Origin of the sequence: Pseudomonas sp. Snoq117.2, assembly GCF_900110545.1 — a bacterium.
Classification (GTDB): domain Bacteria; phylum Pseudomonadota; class Gammaproteobacteria; order Pseudomonadales; family Pseudomonadaceae; genus Chryseomonas; species Chryseomonas benzopyrenica.
Map to the genome: position 1 here is coordinate 986,515 of NZ_FOED01000001.1, position 17,052 is coordinate 1,003,566.

The window sequence follows — 17,052 nt, forward strand, 5'->3', positions numbered from 1 at the left end:
ACACCGGCCTCAAGCAACTCCATGGCCAGGCCCAGCAGAACGGCGCCATCCTGGCCCGGCATGCCAGCGAGACCGACCAGGCGGTGACCGCCATCACCGAGATGAGCGCCACCTCAGATTCCGTGGCACGCAGCGCCAGCGACACCGCCACCCTCACCCAGGCCGCCAATGGCCAGGCCGAGCGTTCCCGCGCGGTGGTCCAGCAGGCCTCGGCCAGCGTCCTGGCCCTGGTGGATCAGGTGGAAGACGCCACCCTCAAGGTGCAGGCCATGCAGAGCGATGCCCAGCGCATCAACGATGTGCTCGGGGTGATCGGCGAGATCGCCGGCCAGACCAACCTGCTGGCGCTCAACGCTGCCATCGAGGCAGCCCGGGCCGGTGAGCAGGGTCGGGGCTTCGCGGTGGTGGCCGACGAGGTGCGCGCCTTGGCTGGCCGTACCCAGCAGAGTACCGCCGAGATCAACGAGATGCTAGGGCGGCTGCAGCAGGGCGTGAGCTCCGCCGTGGCGGCCATGGAAGTGACCAAGAGCAGCTGCCAGAGCACCGCCGAAAAGACCCGCGAAGTCACCGCTGGCCTGGACGAGATGAACGGCTCGGTGGTGCGTATCAGCGACCTGTCGACCCAGATCGCCGCGGCGGCCGAAGAGCAGAGCGTGGTGGCCGGCGAGATCAACCAGAACATGGTCGCCGTGCGCCACATGGTCGACGACCTGGTCACCAGCGGTCAGCGCACCGCCGAGAGCACCGCGGCGGTGCAGTCGTCCAACGAGCAGTTGATCGCCGTGGTCCGGCGTTTCCGGGTGAAATAGAAAAAGACCGCTGCCGGGTCGGCAGCGGTCTTCGGGTATCGGCGGACCGGGCGCAAGGCCCGGTTCGCGTTTCAGCCCACCAGATGCAGGAAGTGCATGTGGCGTTCGTACTGGTCGAGGATGTCGCCGATGACGTCCTCGCGCGACCAGCCCATGACGTCATGGTCCTGACCGCCCTCGCGCAGATAGACCTGGGCGCGGAAGTACTTGCGCTCCTCCCCCGGCTCGCTGCCCATGACGAAACTGGGCATGGCATAGGCATGGGGTCTTACCTGGTAGACGAACTCGGGCTGCTCGGCCGGACCGACGTACAGCCGCACCCCTCCATCGTCACGGTCTTCCACACCGCAGACGTAGCCCTGCTTGCGCCATTCCTCGGCCACCGCCAGACAGGCCGGCTTGGCGACCTCGCCGATGAAGCGCACCACGTGGCTGCGCCGGGGAAACATCGCCAGGCCGCGCAGGCGCCGCTGCCAGCCGCCCGGCGTGCGGGTGGTGGGCGGAGTGAGACTCAGCGACTGATGGCGCAGGCCACGCTTGGTGGCGTCCAGCTTGAGGGCCTTGAGCAGGCCGTGCATGCTGAACAGCAGGGCGATGGTGAACGGCAGCGCACTGGCGATGGTGGCGGTCTGCAAGGCTTTCAGGCCATCGGCCAGCAGCAACGCGATGGCCACCAGGCCCATGCTGGCGCCCCAGAACACCCGCTGCCAGACCGGCGTCTGGTCCTGGCCACCGGAAGCCAGCATGTCCACCACCATGGCGCCGGAATCGGCCGAGGTGACGAAGAACACCACCACCATGACGATGGCCACCATGGAAATCACGCTGGCGAAGGGGAAGTGTTCGAGAAAGGCGAACAGCGCCAGGGAGCTGTCCTGGGATACCGCGGTGGCCAGATCGGTGATGCCTTCGGTGAGGATCATGTGGATCGCCGTGTTGCCGAACACCGTCATCCACAGCAGGGTGAAACCGGCCGGCACCAGCAGCACGCCGGAGACGAATTCGCGGATGGTCCGCCCGCGCGAGATGCGGGCGATGAACAGCCCGACGAAGGGCGACCAGGCCAGCCACCAGCCCCAGTAGAACAGCGTCCAGCCACCGATCCAGTCGGTGGGTCGATAGGCGTTGAGATTGAGGGTGCGGCTGACGATCTCGCTGAGGTAGCCACCGGTGTTCTCGACGAAGGTCTGCAGGATCAGCACCGTGGGGCCGAGGATGATCACGGTGAGCATCAACAGCACCGCCAGGCCCAGGTTGAGTTCCGACAGGCGCCGTACGCCCTTGTCCAGGCCGGAGACCACCGACAGGGTGGCCAGCGCCGTGGTGATCACGATCAGACCGATCTGCACCGGGGTGGACACCGGTACGCCGAACAGCACGTTCAGGCCGGTGTTGATCTGCGACACGCCAAAGCCCAGGGAGGTGGCGACGCCCAGCACGGTGCCGATGATGGCGAAGATGTCCACGGCGTGGCCGATAGGTCCGTAGATGCGCTCGCCGATCAGGGGATAGAGCGCCGATCTCAGGGTCAGCGGCAGGCCGTGACGGTAGCTGAAGTAGGCCAGGATCAGGGCGACGATGGCGTAGATCGACCAGGCGTGGAGCCCCCAATGGAAGAAGGTGATGCGCATGGCCTGGCGGGCGGCGTCCACCGTCTGGCCATCGGCATAGGGCGGATTGAGAAAGTGCATCACCGGCTCGGCGACACCGAAGAACATCAGGCCGATACCCATGCCGGCGGAAAACAGCATGGCGAACCAGGTGGTGTTGGCGTAGTCCGGTTCGCTGTGGTCCGGGCCGAGCTTGATGTCGCCATAGCGACTCATGCCGAGAAACACCACGGTGCCGAGGATGATGGCCACGGCGAGGATGTAGAACCAGCTGAGGTTGGTGATGATCCAGCCCTGGATGGCGGCGAACAGCCATTGGGCATTGGCCTGGAACAGACTGGCATAGAGCACCAGCACCAGTAGCAGCAGCGTCGAGGTCCAGAAGACCGGAGGACTGAAGGTGGGACGAGCGGCAGATTCTCCCTGGCCGGTCATAGAGGGCTCCTGTTTATGAAGTGCGCACAGGTTGACTGTCCTCGGCCCTGATCGTTTCGCTGGCGGCGCCCATTGAACAGTGCATGCCGCTGAACAAGACCGTCGTGATCGTTGCGGCGCTAATGGCCGGGTGCACTATCCGTAGCAGACGCGACGGGCGGTCTGGCCAGTTCACGAAACCAGCGGGCTGGAGCCATTCCGAAGGCCTGACGGAAATGTTTCGTCATGTGACTCTGGTCGTAGAAACCCGCCGCCACGGCGGCCTCGGCCAGCCCTCGACCCAGACGTACCTGCAGCCGTACCCGATCGAGGCGGCGCAGGGTCAGGTAGCGATGGGGACTGGTGCCGAAGTAGGCGCGGAAATCCCGCGTCAGACTCCAGCGATCTCGGCCAGCGCAGCGGGCCAGATCATCCAGGGAGACGGCCTGGTCGAAATGGTCCTCCAGGTATTCACGCGCCCGCAGCGCGGCGGCGAAATCCACCCGCCCGCGACTGGGCCAGGTCTGGCAGACCTCGGCGAGAGTGGCGACCAGGCCATAGAGGGCATCGTCGCGCCCCAGGGCATCGGCATGCTCGTCAAGGGTGGCGAACACCGCATCGGTGGCCCGCGCCAGCCGTGGATCCAGGGAAACGCCCTCGCGGTGGAAGGGCAAGGGCCGCCCGCCGAGGATGTCCTGCACCAGGGCCGGCGGTACATAGAGCATCCGATAGCGAAAGCCGCAGGCGGCACCGGCGCGGCCATCGTGGACCTCGTCGGGGTGAAAGACCATGGTCTCGCCCGGCAGGCTGCTGGCCTTGGCACCGCGATAGGAAAAGCTCTGCACCCCGGCCAGGGTGCGACCGATGGCATAGGTCGCATGGCGATGGGGATCGAAGGCATGACCGCTGAAAAAGGCCTCGATGGATTCCAGGCGGTCATCCAGCGGGGCATGCCGGACCCAGTCGCGGGGCGAAGGCAGGGCGGATGTCGAAGTCATAGCCAACCTCCCGGGCGGCGATCAGCTGAGCAGGTCGCGGTAGGCATCGTGGAACAGCAACAGGGCACAGCCTACCAGGCTCAACCCCAGCAGCCGATTCACCCAGCGCAGGCCCCGTCCGCGCAGCAGGGTGCGACCCAGCAGGCTGCCCAGCAGCGCATAGCAGGCCGGCGCCCCGCCAGCGGCGATGGCCAGCGGCAGCGAGCAGAGGGCGATCTTGATGCCGGTCACCTGGGCCGCCGGAAACATCACCGTGGCGATGGGCAGCACGGCCAGCCAACCCTTGGGATTGAGTCCCTGCATCAGCAGTCCGCCCAGAAAGCTCAGCCGCGCATCCTGTGTCCCCTCGGCGTCGGTCGCGACCGTCGGCGTCGCCCTGGCGAGACGATAGCCCAGGTACAGGCTGTAGGCGCCGCCGGCCAGCGCCAGCCACGGCAGCACCCGGGCAGACACCAAGGCAGCACCGCCATAACCCAGGCCGAGAAACAGCAGCAGCATGGCGCAGCCAACGCCGAGATGGAAACCCAGGGCGCGCCGGGCCTGGCCCTGCAGACCGGCGTTCAGGCCCAGGGCGTTGACCGGGCCGGGGCTGTACATGACGCTCAGGGCATAGAGGACGATTTCCAAGGGGCACCTGCCGGAGTTCTAGGGAGAGGCCCAGGCTAGCCAGCGCGCCCTGCCCTGGCTTGTACGTTTGTGGCTCGTCCGCCTTGAGGGTCATCGTACGACTTGGCAGAATCCCGCTTTCCCTCGCCTGTCGTGGAGATCTCCCTTGTCCAGCGATCGCAGCACCCTGCCCTGGCGGGGCCGTCCCGATGGCAAGCCGCCGACCCTCAAGGACGTGGCCCGCCTGGCCGGAGTCTCGCCGATCACCGTTTCGCGTACCCTCAACCAGCCGGAGATCGTCCGTCCGGCGCTGCGCGAAAAGGTCTTTCGCGCGGTACGCGAGAGCGGCTACCAGCCCGCCATGCTCACCGCTGGCAGCGCGCCCCAGGAGAGCCGGCTGATCGCCATCCTGGTACCCACCATCGTCAACTCCATCTTCGCCGACACCGTGCAGGCGCTCATGCAGACCCTGACCAGGGCCGGCCACCAGACCCTGCTGGGCCTGACCGACTATTCCGCCGAACGCGAAGAGCAGCTAGTGGCCGCCCTGCTGCGCCGCCGTCCCGACGCCATGGTGCTCACCGGCACCCTGCACACTGCTGCCAGCCGGCTGCGCCTGTCCCAGGCCGGCATTCCGCTGGTGGAGTGCTGGGACCAGGGCGAGCGACCGCTGGACATGCTGGTGGGCTTTTCCCATGAGGCGGTGGGCCAGGCCATCGCCCGACAGCTACTGACGCGCGGCTATCGCCACTTCGCCAGCCTGACCCTGGACGATCCCCGGGGGCGGCTGCGCCGCGATGCCTTTCGTGCCGAACTGGCCCGCCAGAGACTGGCCGCGCCAGCCGATGTCAGCCTACCACCGCCGGCCACCCCGGCACTGGGTCGCCAGGGCTTGGCCCGCCTGCTCGAGATCGGCGCCCGTCCCGAAGTGGTGGTCTGCAGCTCCGACACCCTCGCCCACGGGGTACTCGCCGAAGCCCATGCCCGCGGCCTGCGCGTACCGGCGGAGCTGGCCGTGATGGGCTTTGGCAACCTGGCCAGCGCCGCCCATCTGCTCCCAGCGCTGAGCACCGTCGATGTCCGCGGTGCCGAAATGGGCACCCATGCCGCCGCGGTGTTGCTTGCCCGCCTGGCGGGTGCGGAGGCCCCGCGAAAACGGGATACCGGCTTCGAACTGGTCATGCGCGAGAGCACTCGCTGACGCTTGAATGATTGCGTAATCAGCTTAGCGTCCTCCTGCAGGTGCCGGCCTCGCCGCCGGCTTTGCCCGCTGAAAAGGACAATAACAATGCGCACTTCCCCTGAGCCGTCGCGGCGTACTCGCGTCCGCTATCTCGTCCTGGCGATGATCTTTCTGGTGACGGTATTCAACTACGTCGACCGCGCCACCCTCTCCATCGCCGCACCGGCCATGCGTCACGACCTCGGTTTCGACGCCGTGGCCATGGGGCTCGCCTTCTCGGCCTTCGGCTGGGCCTACACCGCCATGCAGATTCCCGGCGGCATCGTGCTCGATCGCTTCGGCTCCCGGCTGGTGCTGGGCGCCAGCCTGATCCTCTGGTCGGCGCTGACCTTCCTGCAGGGCTACGTCGGCCTCTTCTCCTCGGCCCTGCTGGCGCTGTTCGTGCTGCGCTTTCTCATGGGCGTGGCCGAGTCGCCGGCCTTTCCGGCCAACAACCGCCTCACGGTGATGTGGTTCCCGCGCCAGGAGCGCGGCCTGGCCACCGCCATCTTCCAGTCGGCGCAGTATTTCGCCCTGGCGGTGTTCACGCCACTGATGGTGATCCTGCTCAACCAGTTCGGCTGGGAGCACGTGTTCTTCTGGACCGGCGGCGCCGGCATCCTCATCGGCCTGCTGTGGTTCGCCACCGTGCAGGAGCCCCGGCATGACAGACGCGTCAGCCAGAGCGAGCTGGACCATATCGAGGCTGGCGGCGGCCTGCCCGACCTGGGCGACACCCGGGCGCCCTTCAGCTGGCGCACCTTCAAGGCCATCAGCGGCAATCGCATGATGCTGGGCATCTACCTGGGGCAATTCTGCCTGACCACCATCACCTGGTTCTTTCTCACCTGGTTTCCCACCTACCTGGTCGAGGCCAAGGGGCTGACCATGCTCAAGGTCGGCCTGATCGCCGCCATCCCGCCGGTGGCCGGCTGCCTGGGCGGCGTTCTCGGCGGACTCTGGTCGGACGGCATGCTGCGCCGCGGCTACAGCCTCACCGCCGCGCGCAAGACGCCGATCATCGTCGGCCTGTTGCTCTCCAGCAGCATCGTGGTGGCCAACTACACCCAGTCCATCGCCCTGGTCACCCTGGTGATGTCCATCGCCTTCTTCGCCAAGGGCGTGGGCAACCTCGGCTGGTGCATCGTCGGCGATGTCTCGCCCAAGCGCGCCATGGGCGTGAGCGGCGCGCTCTTCAACTTCTGCGGCAACATCGCCAGCATCGTCACCCCACTGGCGATTGGCCTGATGATCAACCAGCTCGGCTCCTTCGACGTGGCCCTCACCTACGTCGCCGCCATGGGCCTGCTCGGCGCCTTCTCCTACCTGGTCATCGTCGGCCCGCTCAAGCGCCTGGACCTCGGCGAACTCAACGACGAGCCAGCCGCCACCGCCGACGCCCTGCCTGCCACCCGTCCCTGATCCCTCACCCCGGAGACTTCCCCATGACCGATATCGCCTACAGCGCCGACCAGGACCGCATCGCCTGGGTCCGCCTGGCTTCCGTGTTCCTGCCGCTGGCCACCCCCATCAGCGACGCCAAGGTGCTCACCGGCCGGCAGAAGCCGATGACCGAGATCGCCATCCTCTTCGTCGAGATCGAAACCCGCGACGGCCAGCGCGGCCTGGGCTTCAGCTATTCCAAGCGCGCCGGTGGCCCCGGCCAGTTCGCCCACGCCCATGAAATTGCCCCGGTGCTGCTCGACGAGAATCCCAGCGACATCCAGAAACTCTGGACCAAGCTCTGCTGGGCCGGCGCCTCGGTGGGTCGCAGCGGTCTCGCCACCCAGGCCATCGGCGCCTTCGACGTGGCCCTCTGGGACCTCAAGGCCCGTCGCGCCAACCTCTCCCTGGCACGCCTGCTGGGTGCCCAGCGCGACTCGGTGCGCTGCTACAACACCTCCGGCGGCTTCCTGCATACGCCGCTGGAGCAGTTGTTGGTGAATACCGATCGCTCCCGCGAAAAAGGCATTGGCGGCATCAAGCTCAAGGTCGGCCAGCCCGATTGCGCCCTGGACCTGGAGCGCGTCGCCCGCGTGCGCCGCCACCTGGGCGACAGCTTCCCGCTGATGGTCGACGCCAACCAGCAATGGGACCGACCCACCGCCCAGCGTATGTGCCGGCGCTTCGAGGAATTCAACCTGATCTGGATCGAGGAGCCGCTGGACTGCTACGACGCCGAGGGCCACGCCGCCCTGGCCGCGGCCTTCGACACCCCCATCGCCACCGGCGAGATGCTGACCAGCATCGCCGAGCACCAGGAATTCATCCGCCTGCGCGGTGCCGACTTCCTGATGCCCGACGCGCCACGGGTCGGTGGCATCACGCCCTTCCTCAAGGTGGCCGCCCTGGCCGAGCAGGCCGGCGTGATGCTGGCACCGCACTTCGCCATGGAATTGCACGTGCACCTTGCCGCCACCTATCCCACCGAGCCCTGGGTGGAACACTTCGAATGGCTGGAGCCGCTGTTCAACGAACGCCTGGAAACCCGTGACGGGCGGATGCAGGTACCGACCCGTCCGGGTCTCGGGCTGTCCCTGAGCGAGCGGGTACCCGGCTGGACGGCGCAGGAAGCGGAATTCGGCCGGCGCGCCTGACACCCGCTCTGGCACTCGAACTCCGCCGGGGTGTGGCACTCTATCCAGGCCAAGGCCTGGATAGAGAAATCCCATGTTCGGATCGCTGCGCAGTCGTCTGATTGCTCTGCTGCTGATGCTCGGCGGCATGGCCGTCGGGGTCGGCTGGCTGATGATCCTGCTCCTGCGCCAGTCGGAAAGCGCCCAGCTCGGCCAGGCCACCGTGGAAGCCGAGCAGGCCTGCCAGGCCATCGCCAGCAGCTACCGGTTCTACAGCAATGGCTGGTCCGGACCTACCGCTGGCCTCGTCGATCCGGCGCTGCAGCGCAGTCTCGCCGGCGTGGCCAGTGTCGCCCTGCTGCGCTATCGCGGCATGGCCGGTGGCCTCTGGCAGGAACAGGCCGGGCTCCTGGCCGATGCCAGTCCCTTCACCCTGACCGCCGCTGAACGCCAGCACCTGGCCGATCTCTCCGCCGCGACCCTGGCCGAGGCGCGCAGCCTGAGCGACAGCTTCAGCGCGGACGGCGCCACGGTGCTGGTCGCCGCCTGCCCGCTGTCCGGCCCCATCCCCGATCTCGCCGCCTGGACCCTGACCCGCCTGACCTTCGCCGAAGGCAGCGGCCAGCGCCAGCTGAAACTGGGCCTGGGTCTGCTGCTGCTGGCCATGCTCGCCGCCACCCTGCTGCTCGGTCGACTCACCTGGCAGTGGTCGCGGCATGTCGCGCGAGTCGAGCGCGATCTGGGCGCCAGTGCCAGCCATGACCTGCCCACCCTCGCCCTCACCGGCGAACGCGAGCTGGATCGGGTGCTGACGGCGCTCAACCAGGCCGGCCAGCGCCTGGCCCAGGCCCGCAGCGAAGCCCAGCGGCTGACCACCCAGGTGCATGCCAGTGAGCGGCTGGCGGCCCTCGGTCGGGTGGCCGCCGGGGTCGCCCACGAGATCCGCAATCCGCTGGCCGCCATGCGCCTCAAGGCCGAGAACGCCCTGGTCGGCGACAGCGGCCGTCAGCAACGCGCGCTGGACGCCATCCTGCTGCAGGTCACCCGCCTCGACAGCCTGCTGCGTCGCCTGCTGGACCTCACCCAGCCGCCGCAACTGCAACCGACCGCCATCGAACTGCAGGTGTTCTGCCGCGAGGTGCTGGCCGGTCACGAAGACCAGGCGGCCCAACGCGGCATCCGCCTGACCGCCAGGGTGGCCGTCGAGCAGGGCTATTTCGACCGCGACGCCCTGGCGCGTGCCCTGGACAACCTGCTGCTCAACGCCCTGCAGGCCGCCCCGGCCGCCAGCGAGATCCGCCTCGACGCCAGCCGGCGCGGCGACTGGCTGGTGCTGGCGGTGGAAGACGCAGGCCAAGGCCCGCCTGCCGAGTTGCGCGCCCAGCTCTTCGAGCCCTTCGTTACCGGTCGCCCCGAAGGCACCGGCCTGGGCCTGGCCCTGGTCCGCGAGACCGCCCGCGCCCACGGCGGCGAGGCGCGCCTGATCGAACCTTCCGTCCCCACCCGCTTCGAGATCCTCCTGCCATGCCAACCCTGCTGATCATCGACGACGACGCCGGTCTGCGCGACGCCCTGGCGGAAACCGCCGCGGACCAGGGCTACCGGGTGCTGCAGGCCGAAGAAGGCGAAGCGGGCTTGCGGCTCCTGGCGCAGGAGACGGTGGACGCCGTGCTGCTCGACCTGCGCATGCCCGGGCTGGATGGCCTGGAGGTACTGGCGCGCATCCGCGCCCTGCCCGAGCCGCCGGCGGTCACGGTGCTGACCGCCTTCGCCAGCGCCGGCAACACCATCGAGGCCATGCGCCTGGGCGCCTTCGACCACCTCACCAAGCCCATCGGTCGCGATGACCTGATCCGGGTGCTGGCCGGCATGACCGCCCAGCGCGGTCCCGCTGCGGCGCCGCCGGCCACGGTCGAAGGCCACACCCTGGTGGGCGGCAGCGATGCCCTGCGTCAGGTGCAGAAGACCATCGGCCGTCTGGTGGACAGCGAGGCCACGGTGCTGGTCACCGGTGAGACCGGCACCGGCAAGGAGCTGGTGGCCCGCGCCATCCACGAGCACGGCAAGCGACACGGGGCGCCCTTCGTCGCGGTCAACTGCGCGGCCATCCCGCCGGACCTGCTGGAAAGCGAACTCTTCGGTCATGTGCGCGGCGCCTTCAGCGGGGCCACCGCCAATCGCCTCGGTGCCTTTCGCGAAGCCCAGGGCGGCACCCTCTTTCTCGACGAGATAGGCGACATGCCGCTGCCGATGCAGGCCAAGATCCTCCGCGCCCTGCAGGAACGCGAGGTGACCCCGGTGGGCGGCGCGCCGGTGCGCCTGGACGTGCGGCTGGTAGCGGCCACCCACCGCGACCTGGCCCAGCGCGTCGCCAGTGGGGACTTCCGCGAAGACCTCTTCTATCGCCTGCATGTGGTGCCCATCCACCTGCCGGCCCTGCGCGAGCGCCGTGCCGACATCCTGCCGCTGGCCGAGCACTTCCTCGCGCCCAGCGGTCGCGTCCTGGCGGACGATGCCGCCGCCCTGCTGCTGCGCCACCCCTGGCCGGGTAACGTGCGGGAATTGCGCAACGCCATCCAGCGCGCCGCGACCCTGGCCCAAGGCGAGCGCATCGTCGCCGCCGACCTGGCCTTCCTGCAGGGCGAGACCTCGGATGCGGTCACCATCGACGCCAGCTGGCCGGAGGAGACCCTGGCGGAAGCCACCGCGCGCCTGGAGCGGCTGCTGATCGAGCGGGCCCTGCAACGCAGCGGCGGCAATCGCGCCGAGGCGGCCCGCCGGCTGGGCATTCATCGCCAGCTGCTCTACACCAAGCTGAGCCGGCTGGGCCTGGGTGTCGGCGAAGAAGACAGCCCCGCCTAGGCTGTCCGCTTTACCGACAGGGCTGTCCGCAAGCCGGACGCAATGCCTGGCCCGGATAGCTGCTAAAAGTACCAAGCCATTGATTGATAACGAAAATAAAAGTTGGCACAGGCCCTGCAGTAGCCTGATCGTCAACTACCGCAGGAGTCATCCATGCCTACCAAGACCCAAACCCTCGTGATCGGGACCTTCGCCCTGCTGTCCGTCAGCGGCCTCGTCCTGGCACAGACCGCGCCGGCTACCAGCACCGCGACCACCGCTGCCAGCGCCCAGATTCCCACCCAGCAGGGCCAGCTCAAGCAGTTCCTGCTCAACCCCCGCGGCGACATCGACGGCCTGATCCTGGCCGACGGCACCGAGGTCAACACCCCGCCGCACCTGTCCGAGCAACTGGCCGCCACCTTCAAGCCAGGTGACAGCATCAACGTAGCCGGCCTGCGCGCCGCCAGCCTGCCGCTGGTCCAGGCGATCTCGCTGACCAATGTCCAGACCGGCAAGACAGTCACCGACGAAGGCCCCGAGCGCAGCGGCAAACCGCGTCCGCCGCCGCCCCGTCCGGGCGCCGAACGCGATAACGACAGCCTCCAGGGCCAGATCGTCCAGCTGCTGCACGGTCCCCGTGGCGACGTGAACGGCGCCCTGCTGCAGGACGGCACCGCCCTGCGTCTGCCGCCCCACGAAGCGCTGCGCCTGCAAGCCCTGCTCAAGCCCGGTCAGAGCATCGCCGCTCGCGGCGAGCTGGTGGCCAATGCCCAGGGCCGTGCCTTCCGGGTCAGCGCCCTGGGTGCCGATGCCAACTCGCTGCAGCCCCTGGACACCCCGCCGGCGCCCCGTGGCCCCGGTCGTCTGCCGCCGCCCCCGCCCCCTGGCGTCCAGCCGGTCGCCCCGGGTGCGCAACCGCCGGCGCCGCCCGCTCCGCCGGCCGGCTGATCAGGCCAGCAGTCGCTGGGTCGCCTCGGCGATCCGGCGGCAGGCTTCCTTTAGCACCTCCCGCGAGGTGGCGTAGGAAACCCGGAAGTAAGGCGCCAGGCCAAAGGCCGAGCCTGGCACCACCGCCACCCCGCCCTCGTCCATGAGGTAGCGGGCAAAGGTCGTATCGCTGTCGATCACCTCCCCGTTCGGCGTCCGCCGACCCAAGACCCCCGCGCAACTGGCGTAGACATAGAAGGCCCCCTCGGGCCGCCGCGCCGACAGACCCGGCACCGCATTCAAGGCATCCACCACCAGATCCCGCCGCTCGCGAAACAGCGCGCAGCGCTCGCGCACGATGTCCTGCGGCCCATCCAGGGCGGCGATGGCCGCGGCCTGGCTGACCGAGCAGGGGCAGGAGGTCACCTGGCTCTGCACACTGGCCATGGCCTGGATCAGCGCCTTCGGTCCGCCGGCGTAGCCCAGGCGCCAACCGGTCATGGCATAGGCCTTGGAGACGCCGTTGATGGTCAGGGTGCGCTCGCGCAGCCGCGGCTCCAGCGCCGCCGGGGTGACGAAGCGAAAGCCGTCGTAGAGGATGTGTTCGTACATGTCGTCGACCATCAGCCAGACCTGCGGATGGCGCAGCAGCACCTCCAGCAGCGGGCGATAGTGCTGCTCGCCATAGGCCGCCCCCGAGGGGTTGGACGGCGAGTTGAGCATCACCCAGCGGGTGCGCGGAGTGATGGCCGCCTCCAGCGCCGCGGCGGTCAGGCGGAAGCCATCCTCCTCACGGCACGGCAGCACCACCGGCGTGCCGCCGAGGATGGTGACGATGTCGGCATAGGTCACCCAGAAGGGCGCGGGGATGATCACCTCGTCGCCCGCGTCCAGGGTCGCCATCATGGCATTGAAGATCACCTGCTTGGCGCCGGCCGAGGCGGTCACCTCGTCCTGGGCGAATACCAGGTCGTTCTCACGCGCGAACTTGCGGCGGATGGCCTCCTTGAGCGCCGGGCTGCCGTCGAGCACCGTGTACTTGGTCTGGCCGGCGCGGATGGCCTGGATCGCCGCTTCCTTGATGTGCTCCGGGGTATCGAAATCCGGCTCGCCCGCACCCAGCACCAGCAGATCGGCGCCCTGGCGGCGCAGGGCGTTGGCCCGCTCGGTGATCTTGAGGATCTCGGAGACGCCCACGGAGGCGAGGCAGTGGGCGAGGTGCAGGGTCGAATCGGCGGCCATGACAGGGCTCCAGGCAGAGATGAAAGCGGGTGCCGGCGGCGTCCGGCAGGGTCGTCTCGCACTATCGAACCGCCGCGGCTGGCCTTCAAACGCTATAAAGGACTCATGTCATTCCGCTGGGGCATGGTCTGCTGACTGCACGGGCGCTAGAGTGGCGACCATGTCGAATGCCCTCTCTCCCCTCGCCGCCTACCGCCAGGCCCTGGCCCAGGGGGACCGCCTGCCCGATGCCGCCCAGGAGGCCGCTGCGCGCCAGCTGGAAGCCTGCCACGCGGCGCTGCTGGCCGGCCGTCCGGCACGCGGTCTCTATCTCTGGGGTCCGGTCGGCCGCGGCAAGACCTGGCTGCTGGACCTGTTCCACGCCAGCCTGCCGGTGCCCGCCCGCCGCCAGCACTTCCATCACTTCATGCGCTGGGTGCACCAGCGCCAGTTCCAGCTCAGCGGCACCCGTGATCCCCTGCAGGCGCTGGCCCGGGAACTGGCCGCCGAAGTGCGGGTGCTGTGTTTCGACGAACTCTTCGTCAGCGACATCGGCGACGCCATCCTGGTAGGCGGCCTGCTGCGCGCCCTGCTGGACCAGGGCCTGGTGCTGGTGGTCACCTCCAACCAGCCGCCGGAGCAGCTCTATGCCGACGGCTTCAATCGCGAGCGCCTGTTGCCGGCCATCGCCGCGCTCCAGGCGCAGCTGGACGTGCTGGAGGTGGACGGCGGCCAGGACCACCGTCTGCATGAAGGCCAGGCCGAACCACGCTATTGGGTGGACGATCCCACCGCCCTGGCCGCGACCTTCGCCCAGCTCACCGTCGGCCAAGCCGCGACCGATGAGCCCCTCGCCCTCGGCGAGCGCCTGTTGCCGGTTATCCAGCGTGCACCCGGCGCGATCTGGCTGGACTTCACCACCCTCTGCCAGGGCGCCTGGGCGACCACCGACTACATCGATCTCTGCACCCGCTTCCCTGCCCTGTTGCTGGGCAACGTCCCCTGCCTGTCCGGCGATCCCCGCGCGGGCCGGATCGCCCGCGGCACCGAAGACGGCGCGACGCGCGTCCTCGCCGGCGACCGCGAACTGCCGCGCCTGGCGCCCCAGGACGACGCCGTGCGCCGCTTCATCGCCCTGGTCGACGAAGCCTACGACCGCCGCCGCCCGCTCTACCTGGACGCCGCCGTGCCCCTGGAGCAGCTGTACACCCGCGGCTTTCTGGAATTCCCTTTCCGCCGCACCCTGAGCCGGCTCAGGGAGATGCAGCAGGCGCGGTACTAGGCGGACCCGAACGATCGCCCTGCGGCAACGAGGCACGCCACGGGGCAGCAGGGCCCCGTGTTAAGGTGGGACGTCCTTTCTCTTCACGAGGCCCGGTCATGACTCCGCGCATCGAACCCTTCTTCGACGCCACCACGTCCACCTTCACCTATGTGATCTACGAGGCGCCCGGCAGTCGCTGCGCCGTCGTCGATTCGGTGCTGGACTACGATCCGCATTCGGGCCGCACCGCCACCCTGTCGGCGGATCGCGTCGCCCGCTTCGTGCGCGACCAGGGGCTGACGGTGGAGTGGCTGCTGGAGACCCACGCCCACGCCGACCACCTCTCCGCCGCGCCCTATCTGCGCCGGCAACTGGGTGGCCGCATCGCCATCGGCGAGGGCATCCGCCGCGTCCAGGGCGCCTTCAAGGACGTCTTCAACCTGGAAGCGGAATTCCGCCTCGACGGCTCCCAGTTCGATCACCTGTTCCAGCCCGACGAGGTCTTCCATATCGGCGCCCTCAGCGCCCGCGCCCTGCACGTGCCTGGCCATACCCCGGCCGACATGGCCTATCAGGTGGAAGAAGCACACGTCTTCGTTGGCGATACCCTGTTCATGCCCGACGTCGGCTCGGCCCGTTGCGACTTTCCCGGTGGCAGCGCCCGCGACCTCTATCGCTCGATCCGCCGGTTGCTGACCCTGCCGGAGGCCACGCGCCTCTACCTGTGCCACGACTATCCGCCGGCGGGCCGCGAGGCACGCCACGAGACCACCGTGGGTGAAGAGCGCGCCCTCAACGTCCACGTTCGCGATGGGGTGGACGAAGACGCCTTCGTCGCCCTGCGCACCCGCCGCGACGCCACCCTGTCCATGCCGACGCTGATCCTGCCGGCGATCCAGGTGAACATCCGTGCCGGTACCCTGCCGCCGGCCGAGGCTAATGGCCGGCGCTACCTGAAGATTCCCATCGACGGTTTCTAGCGCAGGCGCCATCCGTCGTACAAGCCAATAGCCACAGGAGTTGGACGCAGCGACACCGCTGCGTCCAGGCTTTTCCGGGCGGGGCACACCTGGCGCACCTTGCAACCCAGCGGCCAGGTTGGACAGGCCTTCGGCCAAAGCTAGATACGGTCCAGACAGTGGCTCCTGGCCAGCGACCGCCCATCCTCCGACCGGGAAACCTTGCCGCGTTCGCCCCTCCATACCAAGGCAGGCAATGCGTTCTGCACTACATTCCTACGAGAGGTAGAGCGACCATGACCACCAAGCAATCGAATTCCAATCCAGGCAACTTCGCCAATGATCGCGAGAAAGCCGCCGAAGCCGGCAGCAAGGGCGGTCAGAACAGCGGCGGCAGTTTCGCCAATGACCGCGAGAAAGCGTCCGAGGCCGGTCGCAAGGGCGGTCAGAACAGTGGTGGCGGCCAGCGGTAACCCGGCGTCATTCAGACCATGACCAGGGCAGGATCATCCTGCCCTTCCTGCCCTTCCTACCTTTCACCTCTCGTTACTTCGCTCCGGGCTCGGGTATCACCGAGATCTGCCCATTCTTCTCCAGCACCGCGAAGCGGATCTGCTCCAGCCGCTCCAGCCCCTGACTCTGCCGCGCCGCTTCGAGGATGTCCTCCTCGGTCAGGCGGGCCTTGCGCAGCCGCGCGGTCAACGGCTTGCCGTACTCCACCACGATCAGCGGCACGCCATCGAGAAAGCGCCCCACCTTGGGTGAGCGCTCCTTGAACAGCGAAAGCAGGATGTCGATCAGCACCAGGGTGGCGATCACCACGAAGGCGTTGATCACCGAAAAATCATCCCCCAACAGCGCCTGCTGGGTCGCCTCGCCGATCACCAGCAGCAGGACGAAATCGAAAGTGGTGATCTCCGACAGCGCCCGGCGCCCGGTGATGCGAAAGAGCACCAGCAAGAAGACGTAGATCGCGGCGGCGCGCAGGACGGATTCCATGGCAGTTCCTAGGGATAGACGAAGGCAGAGAGTTCCAGGGGTGGCTGGCCGGGTCGCAGGATGCGCCAGTCGACCGTGCCCAAAGCATCCGGACGCAGCGCCAGGTGCACGCGATTCGACCCCGTACCGCCGGCCAGTTCCAACCAGAGCACCCCGTCGCTGCTGGTCATGCGCAGGGGCTGCGGATAGAGAGCTTCCACCGTCCAGTCGGCCACCAGGCGTTCGTGGAGGCCGACGCGGTTGACGCCGGGCGCGAGTTCCAGGGTCAGGGTCGCCGCTGCCCCGCGGCGCTGGAAACGCTCGTAGTCGACCCTGAGCTGGCCATCGTCGCTGATCCGGGTCGCCTTGGCCCAGGGCCCGCCACTGGCGAACAACCCGGCCAGGGCCAGCGCCACGAACATGGCCAGCAGTACCCAGCCCAGCCGCTCGCAGCGCCAGATCCAGCGTTGCAGGCCCGGCTCCTCGCGGATCGGCAAGCGCTTCTCCAAGGGTGACGCCATGACGGTTGCTCCGGAATGCGATAGCCCTTGGAGCCTGACCGAAGGTCGCCGGTTCGACCGCTTCGCCCCACCCTGGGGCATACTGCGCGCCCCCTTTCGCCTG

At 68.4% G+C, this 17,052-nt stretch carries 14 protein-coding genes and 2 pseudogenes; 10 read left to right on the forward strand and 6 right to left on the reverse strand.

Translation table 11 applies throughout. The annotated features are described in order from the left end of the window. Positions 1–236 precede the first annotated feature (236 nt). A pseudogene (locus tag BMZ43_RS27195) lies at positions 237–809 on the forward strand (methyl-accepting chemotaxis protein); the annotation flags it as partial. 71 nt (positions 810–880) lie between these two features. Here the strand turns inward: BMZ43_RS27195 and BMZ43_RS04890 are convergent. The 3 genes from BMZ43_RS04890 to BMZ43_RS04900 form a co-directional block, all read right to left on the reverse strand. Further along, positions 881–2,854, reverse strand: coding sequence for a BCCT family transporter (locus BMZ43_RS04890; protein ID WP_064307322.1), 1,974 nt, complete (start codon positions 2,852–2,854; stop codon positions 881–883). Between the two features lie 119 nt (positions 2,855–2,973). Then, positions 2,974–3,831, reverse strand: coding sequence for an AraC family transcriptional regulator (locus tag BMZ43_RS04895; RefSeq protein ID WP_064307323.1), 858 nt, complete (start codon positions 3,829–3,831; stop codon positions 2,974–2,976). A gap of 21 nt (positions 3,832–3,852) precedes the next feature. Next, on the reverse strand, positions 3,853–4,458 hold the full coding sequence (locus BMZ43_RS04900; RefSeq protein WP_064307324.1) for a LysE family translocator: 606 nt from the start codon (positions 4,456–4,458) through the stop codon (positions 3,853–3,855). A 145-nt stretch (positions 4,459–4,603) separates the two neighbouring features. Here BMZ43_RS04900 and BMZ43_RS04905 point away from each other — a divergent pair, with 145 nt between their 5' ends. The 6 genes from BMZ43_RS04905 (at position 4,604) to BMZ43_RS04930 (ending at position 12,027) form a co-directional block, all read left to right on the forward strand. After that, the gene (locus tag BMZ43_RS04905) at positions 4,604–5,638 is read left to right on the forward strand and encodes a LacI family DNA-binding transcriptional regulator (protein ID WP_082900383.1); all 1,035 of its coding nucleotides are present in this window, start codon (positions 4,604–4,606) and stop codon (positions 5,636–5,638) included. 87 nt (positions 5,639–5,725) lie between these two features. Further along, on the forward strand, positions 5,726–7,081 hold the full coding sequence (locus BMZ43_RS04910) for an MFS transporter (protein WP_064307325.1): 1,356 nt from the start codon (positions 5,726–5,728) through the stop codon (positions 7,079–7,081). Between the two features lie 23 nt (positions 7,082–7,104). After that, positions 7,105–8,256 (forward strand): L-talarate/galactarate dehydratase, encoded by a 1,152-nt coding sequence (locus BMZ43_RS04915; RefSeq protein ID WP_064307326.1) that lies wholly within the window; start codon positions 7,105–7,107, stop codon positions 8,254–8,256. Between the two features lie 73 nt (positions 8,257–8,329). Beyond that, on the forward strand, positions 8,330–9,775 hold the full coding sequence (locus tag BMZ43_RS04920; RefSeq protein ID WP_064307327.1) for a sensor histidine kinase: 1,446 nt from the start codon (positions 8,330–8,332) through the stop codon (positions 9,773–9,775). Next, complete coding sequence (locus tag BMZ43_RS04925) at positions 9,760–11,097, forward strand: sigma-54-dependent transcriptional regulator (protein ID WP_093250477.1); 1,338 nt, start codon at positions 9,760–9,762, stop codon at positions 11,095–11,097. The genes BMZ43_RS04920 and BMZ43_RS04925 overlap by 16 nt, the downstream gene beginning before the upstream one ends. Before the next feature lie 153 nt (positions 11,098–11,250). Continuing rightward, positions 11,251–12,027: a hypothetical protein gene (locus BMZ43_RS04930; protein ID WP_093250480.1), complete on the forward strand. Its 777-nt coding sequence runs from the start codon at positions 11,251–11,253 to the stop codon at positions 12,025–12,027. Here the strand turns inward: BMZ43_RS04930 and BMZ43_RS04935 are convergent, their stop codons facing one another. Further along, the gene (locus BMZ43_RS04935) at positions 12,028–13,248 is read right to left on the reverse strand and encodes a pyridoxal phosphate-dependent aminotransferase (RefSeq protein ID WP_093250486.1); all 1,221 of its coding nucleotides are present in this window, start codon (positions 13,246–13,248) and stop codon (positions 12,028–12,030) included. Positions 13,249–13,408: 160 nt separating this feature from the next. Here BMZ43_RS04935 and zapE point away from each other — a divergent pair, with 160 nt between their 5' ends. The 3 genes and pseudogenes from zapE to BMZ43_RS04950 form a co-directional block, all read left to right on the forward strand. Further along, positions 13,409–14,509 carry a cell division protein ZapE gene (gene zapE, locus BMZ43_RS04940; protein WP_093250490.1) on the forward strand — a complete coding sequence of 367 codons (1,101 nt, stop codon included), beginning with the start codon at positions 13,409–13,411 and terminating at the stop codon, positions 14,507–14,509. Positions 14,510–14,607: 98 nt separating this feature from the next. Beyond that, entirely contained in the window at positions 14,608–15,471 is an 864-nt protein-coding gene (locus BMZ43_RS04945) for an MBL fold metallo-hydrolase (protein WP_093250495.1), read from the forward strand. Between the two features lie 302 nt (positions 15,472–15,773). Next, positions 15,774–15,923 (forward strand): annotated as a pseudogene (locus BMZ43_RS04950) (general stress protein); the annotation flags it as partial. A 73-nt stretch (positions 15,924–15,996) separates the two neighbouring features. On the opposite strand, the gene BMZ43_RS04955 reads toward BMZ43_RS04950, so the two are convergent. Together BMZ43_RS04955 and BMZ43_RS04960 are read right to left on the reverse strand one after the other, a co-directional pair. Then, positions 15,997–16,449 carry a DUF421 domain-containing protein gene (locus tag BMZ43_RS04955; RefSeq protein ID WP_017642480.1) on the reverse strand — a complete coding sequence of 151 codons (453 nt, stop codon included), beginning with the start codon at positions 16,447–16,449 and terminating at the stop codon, positions 15,997–15,999. A gap of 8 nt (positions 16,450–16,457) precedes the next feature. Next, positions 16,458–16,949, reverse strand: coding sequence for a hypothetical protein (locus BMZ43_RS04960; protein ID WP_093250498.1), 492 nt, complete (start codon positions 16,947–16,949; stop codon positions 16,458–16,460). Positions 16,950–17,052: the final 103 nt, after the last annotated feature.